Raw genomic sequence first — 17,109 nt, 5'->3', positions numbered from 1 at the left:
GGCCCGACGCGTCCGCGTGCGCGCGTTGGCCTGTTCGGGTGGCGTGGGCGCATCCTGCCCGCGGGCGGATCGTTGGCGGGTTGTCGCGGGACGTACGGCCGCCGGCGACTCGGAGCCCGGGCGCCGGTTCCGCCCGCGCCGGCCAGTGCAGAAGGCATCAGCTATGGACACCCAGCAGATCCGCACCCTCAAGAGCAGCGGACGGAGCTTCGCAGCCGCGCTGACCGCCTCGGTGCTGGCCTCCTGCGGCCCCGCCGGGACGGAGGGGCCGGACGCCGCGACGGACGTACCCACGCCGGATCCGGTGCCTGCCGAGCCGACCGCGGCCTGTTCGCCGCGGGAGTGAGGTACGGGAGTCCGCGGACCGCACCTGCGTACGGTGCGCCCGGCAGACGGCAGACGGCTGGAGGAGCGCCGGCTCCGCGTTTGCCCGGTACGGGCCCGGCGCGTCGTGCGACGCCGCAGCCGTGCGGTCCCGGCGCCGGGACGGGCGGTGAGCGGACTGCTCCGGGAGGGCGTGTGTCCGGCGGACGCGTCCGCCGGACACACGCCCTGCAACTCCGCTGCACGCCGGGCGCGAGACGGGCGAGGAGCCGGACCGGGGGAATCACGACGGCGGATGTCACGGCGGGTCGCCCTTCCCGTATCGGGCGTCGGACGTGTTCGGCTGCCGGCCCCGCTCAGCGCCCACTGGAGCCGAGCCGGTCGATGGCCTCCAGAACACCCTTGCGCTGGGCGTGGGTGCGCTCGTACCCCTCGAGGACGTGCAGATCGGCCTCGGGCAGTCCGGGCAGGCGCCGTTCGATCTCCTCGACGCTGAGCTGGCTGAAGCCGACGATGGGCAGGCTCTCCTCGGTGCTGACCGCTCCCTGGATCTGCTCGGCGGCGGCGCTCACCCCGGGTGTGCCCGCCGCCTGCTGCTCCTCGGCGCCGGGGTGCGTCAGGTGGCGCAGCCGCTCGGCGACGGCGCGCAGCGGGCGGGCGGCCGTGCGGACGAGGCCGCCGTCCGTCGGCTGTTCCACGCGGAAGCCGTCGCTCGCGGCGGCCACGGAGCGGGCCTGCCGGGCGAGGCTGTCCTCGAGCGCGGCCAGCAACTCCTCGTCCAGGTGACCCATCTCCCGGAGCAGGTCGAGGGCGGCGCGGTCCTCGGCCTGCCCGGCGAGGACCTCGCCGACCCGGGCGGCGGCCAGCGCCCGCGCCGCGACGGCGTACTCGTCCTCGGTGTTCGTCAGCACCTGCCGCTCGTCGGCCGGCCCGTGCCCGCGCATCACCCCGGTCACGGTCCTCTGCCCGAGGGTGAGCGGGAGCGTGACCGTTCTCCAGGTGATCCGGGCGGCGAACCGTGTCACGTCGGTCGCGCCGCCGAGCAGTCCGCGGGGCCGCAGTCCGCGGACGTGGCGGTCGATGCGGTGCACGTGGTCCTGCATGTCGTCGGCCCGCCGCTCGAGCATCTGCCGGTGCGGGCCGGGCGGCGCGAGAGCCGCGTCCGCACGCAGCCGGTCGCGGGCCGCGGCGTGGGCGTGGTGGGCATCCTCGAGCGCCGGTATCAAGGTCTGCGTCATCGCCATGGGGGCTGCTCCCTGCGTACGGAGATCGGGCGGGCGTCCACGGCCGCCCAGCCGGCCGTCCCCCTGCGGCTGAGCAGCCGGCAACATCCTGCGGGACCCGCGCCGAGATCACCCGTCGGGAGCGCGCTCGCCGGGGCCGGCGACGGTGCGGGAGCCCGGCCCGCCCTGCGCCCTCCCGGCCCCGCGGACGGTGTGCCGGCGGTTCGGCCATGCGGGTGAGGGTGCCCGCTCGCAGGGCCTCAGGGCCGGCTCGAACGCTCCGGTTCCCCGCCGTCGGCGTCGAACACCCTGGTGAAGGTCGCCCCACAGCGGCAGCGCGAGTGCTCGACCAGTTCGCCGTCCTCCGACACGCTCAGCCCCTGCCTGAGTCGCACATGCACATGATCACCCATGATGAGCTGCTTTCCTTGACGCTCCTGGTCCGCCACATCGTGCGGGCTCGCCGCTCCCTGGGCAATGCCGCAGCTCACATGCTTCACGCGTGCGACCACGACACCGGGATCAGATCCGGGCCGGGGGTGGGTGACGCGCAGAACTCGAAGGTGTACTCGCTCCACGAGGTGCGGAGACAGCGGTGGTGGCGTCACCGGTCCGGCGCCCCCACGCCTTGCAGGAGACGTGGCTGTCGTTCGCCGGGCGACCGCCGTCGCGGGGACGGACGTTGGACCGCGGCCACACCGACTTGCCGTCGCGCTGAGGAACTTCGAGGGGATGGTCGTGGCGTAGCCGCCGCGCGGGGCGACGACGAGGCCGAGGACACCAACGGCACCGACATCCACGACCGCCGCCCACCGTGCCTCCGGCGGGTCCGGTCCCGCCGGAGGCACGAGGGCGTGACATCCCTCACAGCCTGCTCGGCACCTAGGCATCCGGCTTAGTAGGTGGGACTCCGCCGGCATATGGGATTTGTCCGGCTTGCCGCCGACGCCGACCGTTCCTCCGGCCACGACACGACCTCAGGCCGGGCCGCCCCCGTATCCGTCGCCATGGCAGTCCACCTGACGAACCATCAGACCTCTGCAAACATCGCGGCCGCGAACACGGCACCTCTGTGCCCGCCTGACAAGAGGCGTCTTCCTCTACTGCCTCCCCTAGTAGAGGTGCCCTTTGCGCTCCTTGTGAAGCCCTCCCGAAAATGAGCGCCCCGCGATCACCGAACGAGGTTGACGAATGGCCAAGCACCGCAAGACGCAGCACTACCGGCGCATAGTCGTCACCGCCGTCGCCATCGGAGCCGTGGGCGTGCCGTCCGTCGCCCTGGCCTGTTCCGACTGGCCGTACGGCGGTGCGGACCGGTCCGACGCCGCCACGCCGACCACGTCCCGGACGCAGCAGCACCACGGTCACCGGCACCATCACCACCGCAACGGCCATCGCCTTCCCGCCACCGAGCAGGCCACCTCGTCGCCCACCCGGCGGGCCACCGCGTCCCCCGCACAGGGACCCACCACTCACCCCAGCACGAGTTCGAAGACCACGGCCCCCGCGCCACGGACGACCACGCCAGCCCCCCGCTCTCCCCAGCCCACGCCCTCGGCCACCGCGTCCTCGGCCACCGCACGCGTCGTCCAGCTGGTGAACGCCGAGCGCGCCAAGGTCGGCTGCCACCCGCTGACCGTGAACGCGAAGCTGACCCAGGCCGCGCAGGCGCACAGCGCGGACATGGCGGCCCACCAGAACATGTCGCACACCGGCTCCGACGGATCCTCCCCCGGCGACCGCATCACCCGGGCCGGCTACATCTGGAGCGCCTACGGCGAGAACATCGCCTACGGCTACGCCACCCCGGAACAGGTCATGACGGGCTGGATGAACAGCCCCGGACACCGGGCGAACATCCTCAACTGCTCGTTCAAGGAGATCGGGGTCGGTCTCGCCCAGCCGGGCAGCTACTGGACGCAGGACTTCGGCGCGTCCCGGTGACCCCGGCTCAGTGGTCCGCCAGCGGGTTCGGCAGGGGCAGATAGCGGGCGTCCGCGCCGCCCGCTCCCGTCCAGCGCAGCAGCAGGTTCGTCTTGCCGGGAAGGGTCGGCGAGGTGAGCAGGGCGGGGATCTCGGGCAGGGCGTGCCGGACGAGTTCGCGGCGCGCCGCCGGCCAGGGGTCGAATCCGGGGTGGTGGTCGGCGAGGGCGGCGGCGATCTCGGCGAGGTGATTGACGACCAGGCAGTACACGAGCCGCTCCCAGCCCGCCGCCCGGCTCACGTCGGCCAGCAGCTTGACGCCCTCGGCGTCCCGGAACAGCGCCTGGACGGGCGTACCGGCTGCGTCCACGGCGACGACGGTGTTCTGCAGATGGGCCTCGAGGACGACCCCGTGGTCGTCGAACGCCGTGAGCGCGGGCGGGACCACCTGGCACAGATAGGCCTCCCACCAGGCCGCCGGGTCCGCCGCAGCGGCCAGCGGGCTGCCGTCGAAGCCCTCGGCGAGAGCGGCGGCGAGCAGGGGCGTGGCACCGGGCAGCAGATGACCGCGCAGGCCGTCCCGCACGAGGACGGCCAGCTCCTCGAAGGCGAAGGCGGCCGTGCGGTAGCCGCGGTCGCCGAGCCAGGCCGCGGGCGGGTCCAGCGCCGCGAAGGCGTGCCGTGCCGCCGTGTCCGTGCGGCGCAGTCGGCGCAGGTCGTGGCGCCACAGGCGGCGGATGTCGTTGGTGATGCGGACGTCCAGGCTGAACTTGAGGAACAGGTCGCGCCGGGGTTCGTACACCGTGCGGATCGCCGCCGTCGGCCAGGTGTCGAAGGCGGTGGTGCCGAGGCGGAGCAGGCGGCCGTCGGCGAAGGCCGCCGCCAGCTCGCGGCCCACCAGCTCCAGCTGCCAGGGGTGGGCCGGCAGCAGCCGGTAACCGGGCGGGGCCGCGCCGAGCGCGTCCAGGCCGGCGGTGTCGCCCTCCTCGGTCACCTGGTCCTCGCGGACGCCGAGGAGCGTGAGCGGGAAACGGGCGTGCGCCTCGGGGGCGTACGGCAGCCAGGAGGCGACCGGGCCACCGCCGCGCGCCTTGGGCGCCGGGTGGTGGGGGTGGCCGGTGATCAGGGACTGCTCGGAGCGCAGATAGAGGTCCGCGGGCGGCGTCGCCCCTGACCTGGCGGTGAGCAGGGCGGCTACCGCGTCCCGGCTGTCGATCATCTCGGCGGGCAGATCACCGCCCGGCAGCCCGGTGTGCGGGCGCAACTCCTCGGCGACCAGTTTGACCAGTTCGGTGTGGCCGACGCGGTGCCAGGCCCCGGCCGTACGCACCTCCGGGTCGGCGGGGCGCCGGCCCGCCCGCACCCGCAGCAGCCGCCCGCTGGGCAGCCGGTGGACGCGCCGGTCACCGGGGCCGTCGAGCGGTACGGCCACCTCGCGCAGCAGGCAGTTGAGCAGGGGCGCGACCGCGTAGGCGTCGGCCCGGGCGCCGACGGCTCCGGTGGGGGGCGCTCCGGTGGAGGGTGAGGAGTCCACGCGATCCATTCGTTTCGTCCGGGGTGGTCACGATCAGTATGTCTGTGGTCGTCGAGAATCGTCGTCCGCGCCCGCGTACCCGAGGAGCCGACCGTGCGCCGTCCCCCCACCGCCGAGGCCCGGGTGGCCGAGGAACTGGCCGCCGTCCGGCCCGCGCTGCTGCCGCGGTTCACCGCGGAGCTGCCCGGTGCGCGCGCCGCGGTGCTCACCCGGCTGTGGCGGGCGCTCGCCCATGAGCCGCTGCCGTGGATCACCGGCCGGGTGCGGGGTGCGCACACCCTGGCGCTGCGCCTCGCCGACGGCCGGACGCTGTACGGCCCGCACGCGGACCCGTACGCCACGAACGCGTACGTCACCGGAGTCCGCCTGGACCGGGCGCGCGAGGTGGATCCGGCCGGACTGATGGCCGCTCTCGACGTACCGGGCGGCGCCGGGTTCGCCGCCGAACTGGACCACAGCGTGGCCTCGTTGGCGCTTTCCCGGGCCGGCGCCGATCACCCGAAGGAGTGGCCGGGACACGACTGGGAGTGGGAACAGCGGGTGACCGACGGCCATCCGTACCACCCCAACTGCCGTTCCCGGCCCGGCTTCTCGGTGGCGGACCAGTTGGCTTACGGCCCCGAGCACCGGCCGGTGGTGGCGCTGGGGACGGTCCCGGTACCGGCGCGGGAGTGCCTGGTGACCGGGGAGTGGCCGCGCGAGCTGCGGGACGGCGGACGGCTGCTGCTGCCCGTGCATCCCTGGCAGGCCGACCACGTGCTGCGGCGGTCGTACGACCCCTGGCGCCCGGCGCGTCCGCTGCTGTCCCTGCGCACCCTCGCGCTGCCGGACGGCCCCCATGTGAAGACCGCGCTGAGCGCCCGGCTGACGTCGTCCGTGCGGGACATCTCCCCGTACTCCGTCGAGGCCGCGGCCCCCCTGTCCGCGCTCGGCGAGGAACTGGCCGCCCGCAGCGACGGCCTGCTGCACGTCACCCGCACCCTGGGCGCGGTCTCGGCGCACACCCCCGATCTGGCCGCGCTGCTGCGGGAGTCGCCCGAGGTGTACGCGGCATCCGGGGAACGCGTCCTGCCGGTGGCCGCGCTCGCCACCACCGCGCTGCCCGAGTCCCCCGGCTGGCTGGCGGCGTTCGCCCGGCTGGCCCTGACGGTGGGGCTGTGCCTGCTCGGCCTCGGGGTGGCCCTGGAGGCGCACGGCCAGAACCTGCTGGTCGTCCTGTCCGCCGACGGCACCCCGCTGCGGCTGGTCTACCGCGATCTCGCCGACATCAGGATCAGTCCGGACCGGCTGACCCGGCACGGCATCGCGCCGCCCGCGCTCACCGGCCGTCTGGTCACGGACGACGAAACGGCCCTGCGGCGCAAGCTGTTCGGCTCTCTCGTGGCGGGCGCCCTGGCTGGCACCGCGGGTTCGGGCCCGGCACTGGGAGCGGCGCTGGCGTCCGCCGTACCGGACCTGCCCGACACTCCCGACCTGCGTGCCCTGCTTCAAGGGCCGCTCCCCGCGAAGGCGCTGACGCTGATGCGGCTGTCTGCACGGCCCCCGGGCGACCAGTGGGCGTCGCTGCCGAACCCGCTCGTTTTGGAGCCATGACGGTCTGATCAATAAGATCCGGCGATGATCACAAGACAACGGCTGGCGGCGGGCGTCTGTGCTCTGCTCGCCGCCCTGGCGGCCGGGATCGCGTTCCCCGGCGGGGCCGTCGCCGACGAGACGCGGGCGGCCGCCCCGAAGGTCGAACTCGTCCTGGACGTCAGCGGTTCGATGCGGACGCGGGACATCGACGGCGGCTCGCGGATGGCCGCCGCGAAGCAGGCGTTCGACGACGTGCTGGACGCGACCCCGCAGGAGGTCCAGCTCGGCATCCGCACCCTGGGGGCCGACTATCGCGGCAACGACCGCAAGGAGGGCTGCAAGGACACCGCGCAGCTGTACCCGGTGGGGCCGCTGAACCGGACCGACGCGAAGACGGCGGTGGCGACGCTGCAGCCCACCGGCTGGACACCGATCGGGCCCGCGCTGCTGAAGGCGGCGGACGACCTCAGGGGCGGGGACGGCACCCGCCGCATCGTCCTGATCAGCGACGGCGAGGACACCTGCCAGCCGCTCGACCCGTGCGAGGTGGCCCGCGAGATAGCGGCCAAGGGCATCGGCCTGACCATCGACACCCTCGGCCTGGTGCCGGACGCCAAGACCCGCGACCAGCTCAGCTGCATCGCCGACGCGACCGGCGGCACCTACACCGACGTACGGCACAAGGAGGAACTGTCCGGTCGGGTCGGACAGTTGGTGGACCGGGCGGCCGATCCGGTGGTGACGCCGGTGGCCGCCGAGGGCGCGGCGCGGTGCGAGCAGGCGCCGACGCTGAAGTCCGGGCTCTACACGGACCGTGAGGAGTTCGGGCAGCAGCGCTGGTACAAGGTCGACGTCGACCCCGGCAAGGAACTGCGTGCCTCGGTGAGCGTGGCCGACGACCGTGCCGTGAACCCCGACTACGGGGTGCTGCTGCGGGCGGTGACCGTGCACGGACGGGAGATCGTACGCGGCGAGGCCGCCGGCACGGGCCGGACGGACGTCGTTTCGACGGGCCTTCGCTACCCGAAGCCCGCGACCGACGACGACACGGCGACGGCGGAGACGGTGTGTCTTGAGGTCACCGACTCCTTCTCGGCCGCACCGGGCGTGAAGACGACGCCGGGCCTGCCGCTGGAGCTGACGGTCGACGTCGTGGACGGCCCGTCCGGCCATCACGACGTGGCCTCGTTCGGCCTCGGCCGGGGCTGGTGGCTGCTGGGGGCGCTGGTGCTGACCGGCTTCCTCGCCGGTCTGCTGTGGGGCTGGCTGTCACGCTGGCGGGTCGCGGTCTGGAGGACGAACTGATGCGGATCACACGGTTGCTGGGTGCCGCGATGCTGGCACTGGGGCTCGCGGCCGGACCGGCCGCGGCGGACTCCCCGAGCCCTTCGCCGAGCGCCTCCGGCGCCGGCGGCGCACCCAGCCGGGCGGGCACCTCCTTCCGTACGGCGACGGAGATCCGGCAGGGGCAGCAGGCCACCGCGTCCGGTTCCACCGGTGACTACCTGTACTGGTCGTTCCCGGCGGACACCGGGCAGCGCCCCACCGTCGGGGCGACGGTGCGGCTGCCCGCCACGCACGGGGCCCAGACCTGGCAGATCGACGTGTACGACGGACTGCGGCGCCGGCAGGCCTGCCAGTACGGGGCGGCGAGCCGTACGGCACAGCCGGGGGCGTCCTCCGTGCACCTGGCCTGTGTGCTGCGGACCGTGCGCGGATGGTCGGAGCCGTGGGCCGACGATCCGCTGCCGGGCACGTACTACGTCCGGCTGACCGTGGTGGACCTCGGCCCCGCCGACCTCGGCAAGCCGGTGAGCGTCGACGTCCGCGCCGACTCCAAGGACATCGGGGGCGCGGGGGCGGTGGACGGCTCGCTGGGCAAGCCGCTGGTTCCCGGGATCGCCGTCAAGTCCCAGGACGGCGGGGGCGGTTCCAGGACGGCCGTGCTGTCCAGCTTCGGCTCCGACCACGGCTGGTCCTCCGGCTGGTGGACCGACCGCTGGGTGTGGACCGCGGTCGGCGGTGCACTCGCGGCCCTCGCGGGGATCGGGGGGTACGCGCTGACGCGGGGGTCCGGGCGGCCGTCCCGGATACCGCCGAGCGTGTGACGCGACATGCCTGAGGGCCCGCCTTCCGGCGGGCCTTCGGCCTCCTGCCCACCCGCCCCTCCGACTCGCGGGCACAGGTGCAGGGCTGACCGCCGGTCCGCACGCGCGGGCCGGCGGTCAGCCCGTTCTCCACCCGGTCGCCGTGCGGTGCGCAGGCGCCCCGCCTCGGGCTGCGCAGTGCGCTGCCGGAGCGCCCCCGCCTCACGCCTCCCGCAGCGTCTTGGCCAGTGTGCCGTCCCCGCTCACCGGCACCCGGCCCTCCCGGACCGCGTCGCGCAGGCCCAGCTCGCCGCGTGCGACCGCCTCGCAGGTCGCCGCGTCCATCTCCAGGCGGGCGTCGGGTTCGGCCGGTGCCGGGCCGTCGCCGTACACCGGACCCTCCTGCGCACCGACGCGCAGATGGAAGTCCCCTTCCTCGAGGCGGACTTCGACCAGTCCCTCCGCCTCCAGGCCGCGCAGCAGCGGCAGTGCGAACCAGTGCGCGCGGACCGCGTCCGTTGGGCGCCGCTCCCCCAGCTCGGCCTCCCCCCAACGGCCGAGGGCCTGGAGCACCGGCAGCAACCGACGCCCGCGGACCGTGAGTTCGTACACGTAGGCGGCGCCGGGCGGGGGCAGCCGGCGGCGGGTGGTGAGGCCGTCGCGCTCCATGTCCTTGAGGCGGGAGGCGAGTACGTCCGTGCTCACGCCGGGCAAGTCCGCATGCAGGTCCGTGTAGCGGCGGGGGCCGGCCAGCAGCTCCCGGACGATCAGCAGGGTCCAGCGGTCGCCGACGAGATCGAGGGCGCGGGCGGCGGAGCAGTACTGGTCGTAGCTTCGGCGAGGTGACATGCGACGCAGTCTAGACAACCTGTTGGACTTTCCAAGCGCCTACTTGGTAAAACCAAGCAACACCAGTTTCCGGAGGGGCGCATGGAGTTCCGGCAGTCGAACAAGCTCGGCGAGGTCTGTTACGAGATCCGCGGCCCGGTGATCGAGCATGCCAACGCGCTGGAGGAGGCGGGCCACAGCGTGCTGCGCCTGAACACCGGCAACCCCGCGGCCTTCGGTTTCGATGCGCCGGAGGAGATCCTCCAGGACATGATCAGGATGCTGCCGCAGGCGCACGGCTACACCGACTCGCGCGGCATTCTTCCGGCCCGCCGGGCGGTCGCCCAGCGGTACCAGACCTTGGGTCTGGACGTCGGCGTGGACGACGTGTTCCTCGGCAACGGCGTCTCGGAGCTGGTCTCCATGGCCGTCACCGCCCTGGTCGAGGACGGCGACGAGATCCTCGTCCCCGCACCGGACTTCCCGCTCTGGACGGCCGTCACCACCCTGGCCGGCGGCAAGGCCGTCCACTACCTCTGCGACGAACAGGCCGACTGGAACCCGGACCTGGCCGACATGGCGTCGAAGATCACCGATCGGACGAAGGCCGTGGTCGTCATCAACCCGAACAACCCGACCGGCGCGGTCTACCCGAAGGAGGTCGTCGAGGGCATCCTCGATCTGGCCCGCCGGCACGGCCTGATGGTGTTCGCCGACGAGATCTACGACCAGATCCTCTACGACGACGCCGTGCACCACTCGGCCGCCGCCCTCGCCCCCGACCTGGTCGTCCTCACCTTCTGCGGCCTGTCGAAGACGTATCGGGTGGCGGGCTTCCGCTCCGGCTGGCTGGTGGTGACGGGCCCCAAGCAGCACGCGAAGGACTATCTGGAGGGCCTGACCATGCTGGCCTCCATGCGCCTGTGCGCCAACGCACCCGCCCAGTACGCCATCCAGGCCGCGCTCGGCGGCCGTCAGTCCATCCGCGAACTCACCCTGCCCGGCGGACGGTTGCACGAGCAGCGGAACGTGGCCTGGGAGAAACTGAACGAGATCCCCGGCGTGTCGTGCGTGAAGCCCAAGGGGGCGCTGTACGCGTTCCCGCGCCTCGACCCCAAGGTGCACAGGATCCACGACGACGAGAGGTTCGTGCTGGACCTCCTGCTCCGCGAGAAGATCCAGGTGGTCCAGGGCACCGGCTTCAACTGGCCCTCCCCCGACCACTTCCGCATCCTCACCCTCCCGCACGCGGAGGACCTGGAGGCGGCGATCGGCCGGATCGGACGGTTCCTCGGCGGCTACCGGCAGTGACTCGCCCGAGGACCGCCCCGCCCCCGGGAACGCCGGCGGCCGTGCGGGGGGAAAGCGGGCGGGCGACGGTCGGGCCGAGGGCCGTGACCCCCAGGCGAAGTGCCGGGCCGCCGGGGACGAGGGTGAGCCTCACCGCAGGGTGCGTCCCTCCCTCCGCCCGTGCCGCACCGCCCGCGCGGCGAGTCCGGCCACGAGCGGTACGGCGGTCTCGTCCGCCTCCGTGCCGTGAGGCCCGCCCCGGGCGTCCAGCCGCCCGGCCGGCGGGCGCGGGGACTTCCCGTGCCCTTCCTCACGTACACCGCCGATCACTCGGGCGAGGCCCGACGCCATTGGTCCCTCCGGCGGTGCCCGTGCGAAGATCACCACTTGTGATCAGGAACCGGCCCAGATGGGCCCGGTTCCACATGACCAGGGGGAACGACCGGGGGTAAAGGTGTCGTTGTCGTACCGAATACGTTGGACCGCCGTGGCCGTGGCCATGGTGTGCGGGGCGGCGGCCGGGCTCGCGGCGCCCGCGGGGCGGGCGACGGCGTCCTCGTGGCCGGGACCGGCCGCAGGACGGGAGGCCCGGCAGGCCGCGCGGTTCTGGACCGCGCGAAGAATGGCGGAGGCCGGGCCGCTGGACGCCGGACGTGCCGCGCCGGGCGGCAGCGGACCGGGACTCGCGGGGGCGAACCGGCCGCAGGGCACCCTGTTCAAGGGGACGCCGCTGGTCGGGACGTTCTTCGGGTCCGACGGGCCGGGCGGCACCACCTGGCACTGCACCGGCAGTGTCATCGACACCGCCGTACGGAACGTGGTCCTCACCGCGGCCCACTGCGCGCTGAACATGAAGGGCGACTACGTCTTCGTCCCGCAGTTCGCCCAGGGCGCCGGTCCCGACCAGCAGCCGTACGGCATCTTCCACATCCAGCACATCTACATCGACCCGCGGTACACGCCCGACAAGGGGTCGTCGACCACCAAGGGCCCCTCGTCCGACCTGGACACGGCATTCGCCCGCGTCTCGCCCAACCAGAACGGGCAGAACCTCCAGGACGCGGTGGGCGGCGGACTGACGTTCACCCGGCCCGGCGGCTACACGCAGAGGAACGTCACCGTCGTCGGATATCCCTCCTACGCCCACAACAGCACCGGGCAGGCCGTCAAGTGCACGGTACCGACAGCCCAGTTGCCCGGCTACCGCCAGATGTCCATGACGTGCGGCGGCTACTACGGCGGCACGTCCGGCAGCCCCTGGATCACCGACTACCAGGACGGCGCCCGCACCGGCCACGTCATAGGCAACCTCGGCGGCTACAACGGTGGCGGCAACGACGCGAACGTCGACTACGTCAGCTACGCCCCGGCCTTCGGCACCGACGCCGCGAACCTGCTCGCGGACGCGGTCGCCGGCCAGGACCCGCCCTCCGGCCTGCCGCCGTACCAGGGGCTGCAGTTGCCCGGCGGCGCCGCCCGCTGGAAGAGCGCCGCGCTGATGACCTCCGCCGACTACACCGGCGACGGCCTCGGCGACCTGCTCGTCGTCTGGTCCGACGGCGGGGTCACGCTGTATCCAGGGGACGGCCGGGGCGGATTCGGGGCCGAGAAGCGACTGCTGAAGGCCAACACCACCTGGACGCACGCCCGCAGCGTGGCCGGCGGGACGTTCGGCGGGGGCCGGCCCGGCCTGCTGGTGCGCTGGTCCGACGGCGAGGTCACCCTCTACCCGGCCCTCGGACCCTCCGGAGTGGGCCGTGAGGTACGGATGGCGAAGCAGGGCTCCGACTGGAAGAACGTCGTCCAGCTCACCGCCGGGCAGTTCCACGCGGCCACGGGCGCGACCGATCTGCTGGCGCGCCGGTCCGACGGCAGTCTGATGCTGTACACGGGAATCCGCTCCGGCTCCTTCGGCACCGGCAAGCGGCTCCTCGGGGCGAACCGCACCTGGACCAAGGCCGCGCTGCTGAGCGGCGGCGCTCTCAAGGGCACGGCCGGCGCGGACCTGCTCGTACGCTGGTCCGACGGCTCGCTCGACACCCGCACCGGCGTCTCCGCCTCCGGGCTCGGCACCCGGTCGCAGCTGCGCGGCCCGAACGGCACCTGGCAGCACGCCCAGGTCATGACCACCGGCGACCTCACCCCCGACCACGTCCGCGACGACCTGGTCGTGCGCTGGTCCGACGGCGAGACCTCGCTGTACGCCGACACCGGTGCGAAGGCTCTCGGCACCGAGAACACCCTGGTCCCGCCGGGCACCTGAGCGTCGGCGGGGCTCGCGGGAATGTCCGGCCGCGGCCCCGCGTTGACGATCCCCGTCGCCGACGGACCGGACAGGGGGAACGACACATGCGGATCGATGTGCACGGAACGGTGGCGGACGGATTCGAGGGCGTACGCGAGGAGTTCGCGGCCGTACTCGCCGGGGAACGGGACGATCCGGGCGCGCAGCTGGTGGTGTTCCGGCACGGGCGGCGCGTGGTGGACCTGTGGGGCGGCGACGGCATCGACGGGGACTCGCTGACGACCCTGTACTCCATCGCCAAGGGCGCCGCGCACCTCGTCGTCGCCCTGCTGGTACAGGACGGTGTGCTCGACCTGGATCGCGAAGTCGCCTTCTACTGGCCGGAGTTCGGCGTGCACGGCAAGGACCGGCTGACGCTGGGCGAGCTGCTGGAACATCGGGCCGGTCTCGTCGGCGACGCCGAACAGGCTTTCATCGTGGAGGAGTTGGCTGACGACCGGGTCACCGCGGCCCGGCTGGCAGGGCGCGAACCGCTGTGGGAGCCGGGCACCGCCTGGGGCTACCACGCCTTCGTCGTCGGCGCCCTGACCGGCGAGGTGGTGCGCCGGGTGACCGGCCGGTCGATCCAGGAACTGTACGAGGAGCGGATCCGGGCGCCGTACGGCCTCGACTACTACCTGGGGCTGCCGGCGGAGGCGGAGCCGCGCTGGGTGGACGTGCAGCCGCTGGTGCCGACCCCGGAGGAGGCCGTGCTGCTGAAGGAGCGGGCGGCGGCTCCGGACAGCTTCCGTGGCATCGCGTTCGGCGCGCACGGGCCGGAGCCGATCGACCTGGTGGCCTTCGGCAACCACCCCCGGGTGAAGGCGCTCGGACCGGCGTCCTCGGGCGGCGTGGGCAACGCACGCGGGGTCGCCGGAATGTTCGCGGCCGCCATCAGCACCGTCGACGGCAGGCCGCCGCTGCTCACCCCCGAGACCGCGGCCCGGTTCGCCGAGCTGCGCACGCCGGGCGGGCCGGACCTGGTCACCGGCAGCGAGAACCACTTCGCGCGCGGCTTCGAGCACACCCCCGGGCTCTACCCGTTCCTCGACGCCGGCACCTTCGGGCACAGCGGCGCGACCGGCTCGCTCGGCTACGCCGACCCGGCGAACGGCATCGCGTACGCCTACACCCGGCGCCGGTTCGCCTTCCCCTCCGGGGTGGGCGCCGCCCTGGAGAACGGCCGTCTGGCCGAGTCCGTCCTGCGGGCGGCCGGTTGCCTGTGACACGGTACTGACAGACGAGCGGGAAGGGCGCGGACGTGGGTGACCTCTTTCTCGTCCGGCACGGCGAGACCGAGTGGTCGCGGTCCGGACGGCACACCGGGCGGACCGACGTGCCCCTGACCGAGCACGGGCGGGAGCAGGCGCGCCGGCTGGCGCCGCTGGTCCGTTCGCACCGCATCGGGGCCGCGTTCGTCAGCCCTGCGCAGCGGGCCCGGGAGACCGCCGAGCTGATCGGGATCCCGGACGCCCGGGTCGACGCCGACCTGCAGGAGTGGGACTACGGCGGGTACGAGGGCGTCACCACCGTGGAGATCCAGCGGAGCCGGCCCGGCTGGTACCTGTTCACGGACGGGGTGGCGCCGGGGCCGCCGGACCATCCGGGCGAGACCCCGGAACAGGTCGGCGAGCGCGCCGACCGGATGCTGGCCAAGGCCGACGCCGCACTCACCGACACCGAGGGCGTCGTCGTCCTCATCGCCCACGGCCACTTCCTCCGCGTCCTCACCGCCCGCCGCCTCGGCCTGCCGCCCCGGCACGGCGCCCTGTTCCTGCTCGGCACAGGGGCGCTGGGCCGCCTCGGTACGGAGCACGGGCGTCCGGTGCTGGCCGGGTGGAACATCCGGCCGCGGGAGGAGTGAGGACCGCGGCGGGCGAAGGTCCCGTTGTCGGACCCCCGCCGTAGTCTGCGCATGGGGCCGTCCGACGGGCTGCCCGGGGCAGAACACGGGAGCGGATGGGGGTGAGCCGTGAGCCGACCGCCGAGCGCCGCACAGCGGCGGGTGATCGAGGCCGCCGATCCGGTGACCGGGCGGCTGCGCGGCACACAGGCGCAGCTGGCGGCGCTGGTGAGGCGGGGCCTGGCCTTCCGGCATCCGAGACCGCCGCACGAGCACTTCCTGACACCGGCGGGCCACCGGATCCGGGAGGCGGTGTCGCGGGCGGCGCCGGAGGAGCCCGCGCGGGACGCGGGGGTGTTCATGGCGCGGGCCGGGGGCGAGAAGGAGCCGCCGGCGGACGGTGCGGCGCGGCCGCGTGAGGTGCACAGCGCCTGGCAGGGACTGCTGGAGCTGCGCCGGATGACCAACCCCGACGGCGCGGCCGACCGGCCGTGCGGCTGGGAGCGCACCCATCTGGTGCGGTCGGCCGCGCTCGCCCTGGAGGCGGCCGGGCACCGTCCGGCAGGCGGGGAGGCGGACGGGTACCGCGTGCGGGCCACCCCGCAGCCGGAGGCGGTCGCGGTGTACGCGCCGGACGCGGAGAGCCTGGCGGCCTGCGCGGCCACGCTGGAGCGCGCGGGCTGGCAGCCCGGCGAGTACACCGAACCGCGCACGGGGCTGCGCTATCTGCTGGCCTCGCCGCGCCGGGTCTGAGCGGCGTGCCAAGATCGACCGACCGGAGATCCGACGCGAGAGAGGCAAACAGTGGCCGAACCGTTTTCCGTCCGTGTGACCGTCCGGGGCTACGAGACCGACACCCAGGGACACCTCAACCAGGCCGTGTACCTCAACTACGCGGAGCACGCCCGCTGGTCGCTGCTCCAGGCGGCAGGGATAAGCCAGGCCCGGCTGATGGGCCGCGGGGTGGGTCCGGTGGCGCTGGAGACGACCATCCGCTTCCGGCGCGAACTGCTCGCCGGTGACGAGGTCGACGTGACCTGCGCGTTCGAGTGGAGCGGCGGCAAGACCTTCCGGATCGTGCAGGAGATGCGCAGGACCGACGGCACCCTGGCGGCCGAGGTCGGCGCGGTGGGCGGTCTGATGGACCTGAAGGAGCGCAAGCTGGTCGCCGATCCGCGGGAGGTGTTCAAGGAGCTGACGACGGACCTCACTCTGTTCGGCCTGTAGAGCCTGTGCGTCGAGCGGCTCGGGCCGGTGCTCGGCGTCGTGGGTCGCGCACGCCTCGGCGATGTGCACCCGGTTCCGCTCGGCGCACCCGGTGAGCCGTCGCAGGGGGCCGGTCGACTCGTGCGCCGTGGCCGTGCGTTCGTACTCGGCCTCGGGCGCACGTCCGGATCCACCGTGCGGGTGCCCAGGCCGTCGCGCTCCGGTTCGCGCCGGGTGAGGGCGAGCATCCGGCGGCCGATGCCCTCGATGCCGCGCTCCGGTTCGGTGCACTGCCTCCGCGTCTGCCCCCGTGGTCACCCGGAGCCGCCGGCGGACCTCATGGCGTGGCCGGGTCCCGGCGGAGCGGTACCGGTACCTGATTGAAGCCGTAGTAGAGGGCGAGCAGACCGTGCGCGGCCAGGGTGAGGGGCGCGGACACGAAGGCGAGGCCCACCGTGAGGGGGTAGCCGAGGGAGCCGAGGGCGAACCGGAGGCGGGTGGCGCGGGCAGCCGCGGTGTCCACCCGGTCGTCGAAGAGATGGCCGGTGCGGGTGAGGTGCCACCACAGGGCCTGGAAGGTGAGCGCCATGGCGACCATGACCAGGCTGTAGACCGCGGCCGCGGCGTGCGAGGCGGCGTCCTCGCGCAGGTACGCGGCGAGCATGGCGGTCGGCCAGGGCACGACGGCCACCACCATCAGCACCAGCAGGTTCAGGAACATCAGCGGCCGGTCGACCCGGGTGACGTAACTGAACAACTGGTGGTGGTTGACCCACATGATGCCGATGACGAGGAAGCTCACCCCATAGGCGGCGTACGACGGCCACTGCGCGCCGATCGCGTGCCACAGGCCGCCGTGGTCTGCCGTCCCCGGCACCTTGATGTCCAGCACGAGCAGGGTGATGGCGATGGCGAACACCCCGTCGCTGAAGGCCTCGACGCGGCCGGACTCGTTCATGGGCATGCGCCCAAGACTGCCGTACGCGCGGGCG

Annotated in this window: 17 protein-coding genes; 11 read left to right on the top strand and 6 right to left on the bottom strand. The window is 73.7% G+C overall.

Annotated features, from left to right (window positions below; genetic code table 11):
• Positions 1–163 precede the first annotated feature (163 nt).
• Positions 164–346, top strand: a complete 183-nt coding sequence (locus tag AC5WRT_RS32635) for a hypothetical protein (protein ID WP_496098306.1) — start codon at positions 164–166, stop codon at positions 344–346.
• Between the two features lie 334 nt (positions 347–680).
• Here AC5WRT_RS32635 and AC5WRT_RS32630 read toward each other — a convergent pair whose 3' ends face one another.
• On the bottom strand, positions 681–1,568 hold the full coding sequence (locus AC5WRT_RS32630; RefSeq protein WP_496098305.1) for a hypothetical protein: 888 nt from the start codon (positions 1,566–1,568) through the stop codon (positions 681–683).
• Positions 1,569–1,807: 239 nt separating this feature from the next.
• Entirely contained in the window at positions 1,808–1,960 is a 153-nt protein-coding gene (locus AC5WRT_RS32625; protein ID WP_496098304.1) for a hypothetical protein, read from the bottom strand.
• Between the two features lie 778 nt (positions 1,961–2,738).
• Between AC5WRT_RS32625 and AC5WRT_RS32620 the strand changes: the two genes are divergently transcribed.
• On the top strand, positions 2,739–3,491 hold the full coding sequence (locus tag AC5WRT_RS32620; RefSeq protein WP_496098303.1) for a CAP domain-containing protein: 753 nt from the start codon (positions 2,739–2,741) through the stop codon (positions 3,489–3,491).
• 7 nt (positions 3,492–3,498) lie between these two features.
• Here the strand turns inward: AC5WRT_RS32620 and AC5WRT_RS32615 are convergent, their stop codons facing one another.
• The gene (locus AC5WRT_RS32615) at positions 3,499–5,013 is read right to left on the bottom strand and encodes an IucA/IucC family protein (protein ID WP_496098302.1); all 1,515 of its coding nucleotides are present in this window, start codon (positions 5,011–5,013) and stop codon (positions 3,499–3,501) included.
• An 84-nt stretch (positions 5,014–5,097) separates the two neighbouring features.
• Here AC5WRT_RS32615 and AC5WRT_RS32610 point away from each other — a divergent pair, with 84 nt between their 5' ends.
• From AC5WRT_RS32610 to AC5WRT_RS32600, 3 genes are read left to right on the top strand one after another with little or no spacing between them, the layout of a single operon-like run.
• Complete coding sequence (locus AC5WRT_RS32610; RefSeq protein ID WP_496098301.1) at positions 5,098–6,597, top strand: IucA/IucC family protein; 1,500 nt, start codon at positions 5,098–5,100, stop codon at positions 6,595–6,597.
• A gap of 24 nt (positions 6,598–6,621) precedes the next feature.
• On the top strand, positions 6,622–7,884 hold the full coding sequence (locus tag AC5WRT_RS32605; protein ID WP_496098300.1) for a VWA domain-containing protein: 1,263 nt from the start codon (positions 6,622–6,624) through the stop codon (positions 7,882–7,884).
• Positions 7,884–8,687: a hypothetical protein gene (locus AC5WRT_RS32600; RefSeq protein ID WP_496098299.1), complete on the top strand. Its 804-nt coding sequence runs from the start codon at positions 7,884–7,886 to the stop codon at positions 8,685–8,687. The genes AC5WRT_RS32605 and AC5WRT_RS32600 overlap by 1 nt, the downstream gene beginning before the upstream one ends.
• 201 nt (positions 8,688–8,888) lie before the next feature.
• On the opposite strand, the gene AC5WRT_RS32595 is transcribed toward AC5WRT_RS32600, so the two are convergent.
• The gene (locus AC5WRT_RS32595; RefSeq protein WP_496098298.1) at positions 8,889–9,515 is read right to left on the bottom strand and encodes a winged helix-turn-helix transcriptional regulator; all 627 of its coding nucleotides are present in this window, start codon (positions 9,513–9,515) and stop codon (positions 8,889–8,891) included.
• A gap of 81 nt (positions 9,516–9,596) precedes the next feature.
• Here AC5WRT_RS32595 and AC5WRT_RS32590 point away from each other — a divergent pair, with 81 nt between their 5' ends.
• Entirely contained in the window at positions 9,597–10,805 is a 1,209-nt protein-coding gene (locus AC5WRT_RS32590) for a pyridoxal phosphate-dependent aminotransferase (protein WP_496098297.1), read from the top strand.
• 129 nt (positions 10,806–10,934) lie between these two features.
• Here AC5WRT_RS32590 and AC5WRT_RS32585 read toward each other — a convergent pair whose 3' ends face one another.
• Positions 10,935–11,135 (bottom strand): hypothetical protein, encoded by a 201-nt coding sequence (locus tag AC5WRT_RS32585; RefSeq protein ID WP_496098296.1) that lies wholly within the window; start codon positions 11,133–11,135, stop codon positions 10,935–10,937.
• A gap of 136 nt (positions 11,136–11,271) precedes the next feature.
• Between AC5WRT_RS32585 and AC5WRT_RS32580 the strand changes: the two genes are divergently transcribed.
• The 5 genes from AC5WRT_RS32580 (at position 11,272) to AC5WRT_RS32560 (ending at position 16,138) form a co-directional block, all read left to right on the top strand.
• Positions 11,272–13,047, top strand: a complete 1,776-nt coding sequence (locus AC5WRT_RS32580) for a trypsin-like serine peptidase (protein ID WP_496100867.1) — start codon at positions 11,272–11,274, stop codon at positions 13,045–13,047.
• 86 nt (positions 13,048–13,133) lie between these two features.
• Positions 13,134–14,294, top strand: coding sequence for a serine hydrolase domain-containing protein (locus AC5WRT_RS32575; RefSeq protein WP_496098294.1), 1,161 nt, complete (start codon positions 13,134–13,136; stop codon positions 14,292–14,294).
• 35 nt (positions 14,295–14,329) lie between these two features.
• Positions 14,330–14,932: a histidine phosphatase family protein gene (locus AC5WRT_RS32570; RefSeq protein ID WP_496098293.1), complete on the top strand. Its 603-nt coding sequence runs from the start codon at positions 14,330–14,332 to the stop codon at positions 14,930–14,932.
• A 108-nt stretch (positions 14,933–15,040) separates the two neighbouring features.
• The gene (locus AC5WRT_RS32565) at positions 15,041–15,664 is read left to right on the top strand and encodes a hypothetical protein (RefSeq protein WP_496098292.1); all 624 of its coding nucleotides are present in this window, start codon (positions 15,041–15,043) and stop codon (positions 15,662–15,664) included.
• Positions 15,665–15,715: 51 nt separating this feature from the next.
• On the top strand, positions 15,716–16,138 hold the full coding sequence (locus AC5WRT_RS32560) for an acyl-CoA thioesterase (RefSeq protein ID WP_496098291.1): 423 nt from the start codon (positions 15,716–15,718) through the stop codon (positions 16,136–16,138).
• A gap of 316 nt (positions 16,139–16,454) precedes the next feature.
• On the opposite strand, the gene AC5WRT_RS32555 is transcribed toward AC5WRT_RS32560, so the two are convergent.
• The coding region (locus AC5WRT_RS32555) for a TMEM175 family protein (protein WP_496098290.1) at positions 16,455–17,109 on the bottom strand (655 nt) is incomplete at its 5' end.

The sequence above is a fragment of the Streptomyces sp. NTD91 genome, assembly GCF_059510455.1.
The sequence above is the reverse complement of the archived record's forward strand: the minus strand, read 5'-3'. Positions and strand labels throughout refer to the sequence as shown.

Excerpts from the sequence above, each read along its gene's own strand:
- AC5WRT_RS32635 (WP_496098306.1), top strand. The coding sequence starts at position 164 with ATGGACACCCAGCAGATCCGCACCCTCAAGAGCAGCGGACGGAGCTTC.
- AC5WRT_RS32630 (WP_496098305.1), bottom strand. The coding sequence starts at position 1,568 with ATGGCGATGACGCAGACCTTGATACCGGCGCTCGAGGATGCCCACCAC.
- AC5WRT_RS32625 (WP_496098304.1), bottom strand. The coding sequence starts at position 1,960 with ATGGGTGATCATGTGCATGTGCGACTCAGGCAGGGGCTGAGCGTGTCG.
- AC5WRT_RS32620 (WP_496098303.1), top strand. The coding sequence starts at position 2,739 with ATGGCCAAGCACCGCAAGACGCAGCACTACCGGCGCATAGTCGTCACC.
- AC5WRT_RS32615 (WP_496098302.1), bottom strand. The coding sequence starts at position 5,013 with ATGGATCGCGTGGACTCCTCACCCTCCACCGGAGCGCCCCCCACCGGA.
- AC5WRT_RS32605 (WP_496098300.1), top strand. The coding sequence starts at position 6,622 with ATGATCACAAGACAACGGCTGGCGGCGGGCGTCTGTGCTCTGCTCGCC.
- AC5WRT_RS32600 (WP_496098299.1), top strand. The coding sequence starts at position 7,884 with ATGCGGATCACACGGTTGCTGGGTGCCGCGATGCTGGCACTGGGGCTC.
- AC5WRT_RS32595 (WP_496098298.1), bottom strand. The coding sequence starts at position 9,515 with ATGTCACCTCGCCGAAGCTACGACCAGTACTGCTCCGCCGCCCGCGCC.
- AC5WRT_RS32590 (WP_496098297.1), top strand. The coding sequence starts at position 9,597 with ATGGAGTTCCGGCAGTCGAACAAGCTCGGCGAGGTCTGTTACGAGATC.
- AC5WRT_RS32585 (WP_496098296.1), bottom strand. The coding sequence starts at position 11,135 with ATGGCGTCGGGCCTCGCCCGAGTGATCGGCGGTGTACGTGAGGAAGGG.
- AC5WRT_RS32575 (WP_496098294.1), top strand. The coding sequence starts at position 13,134 with ATGCGGATCGATGTGCACGGAACGGTGGCGGACGGATTCGAGGGCGTA.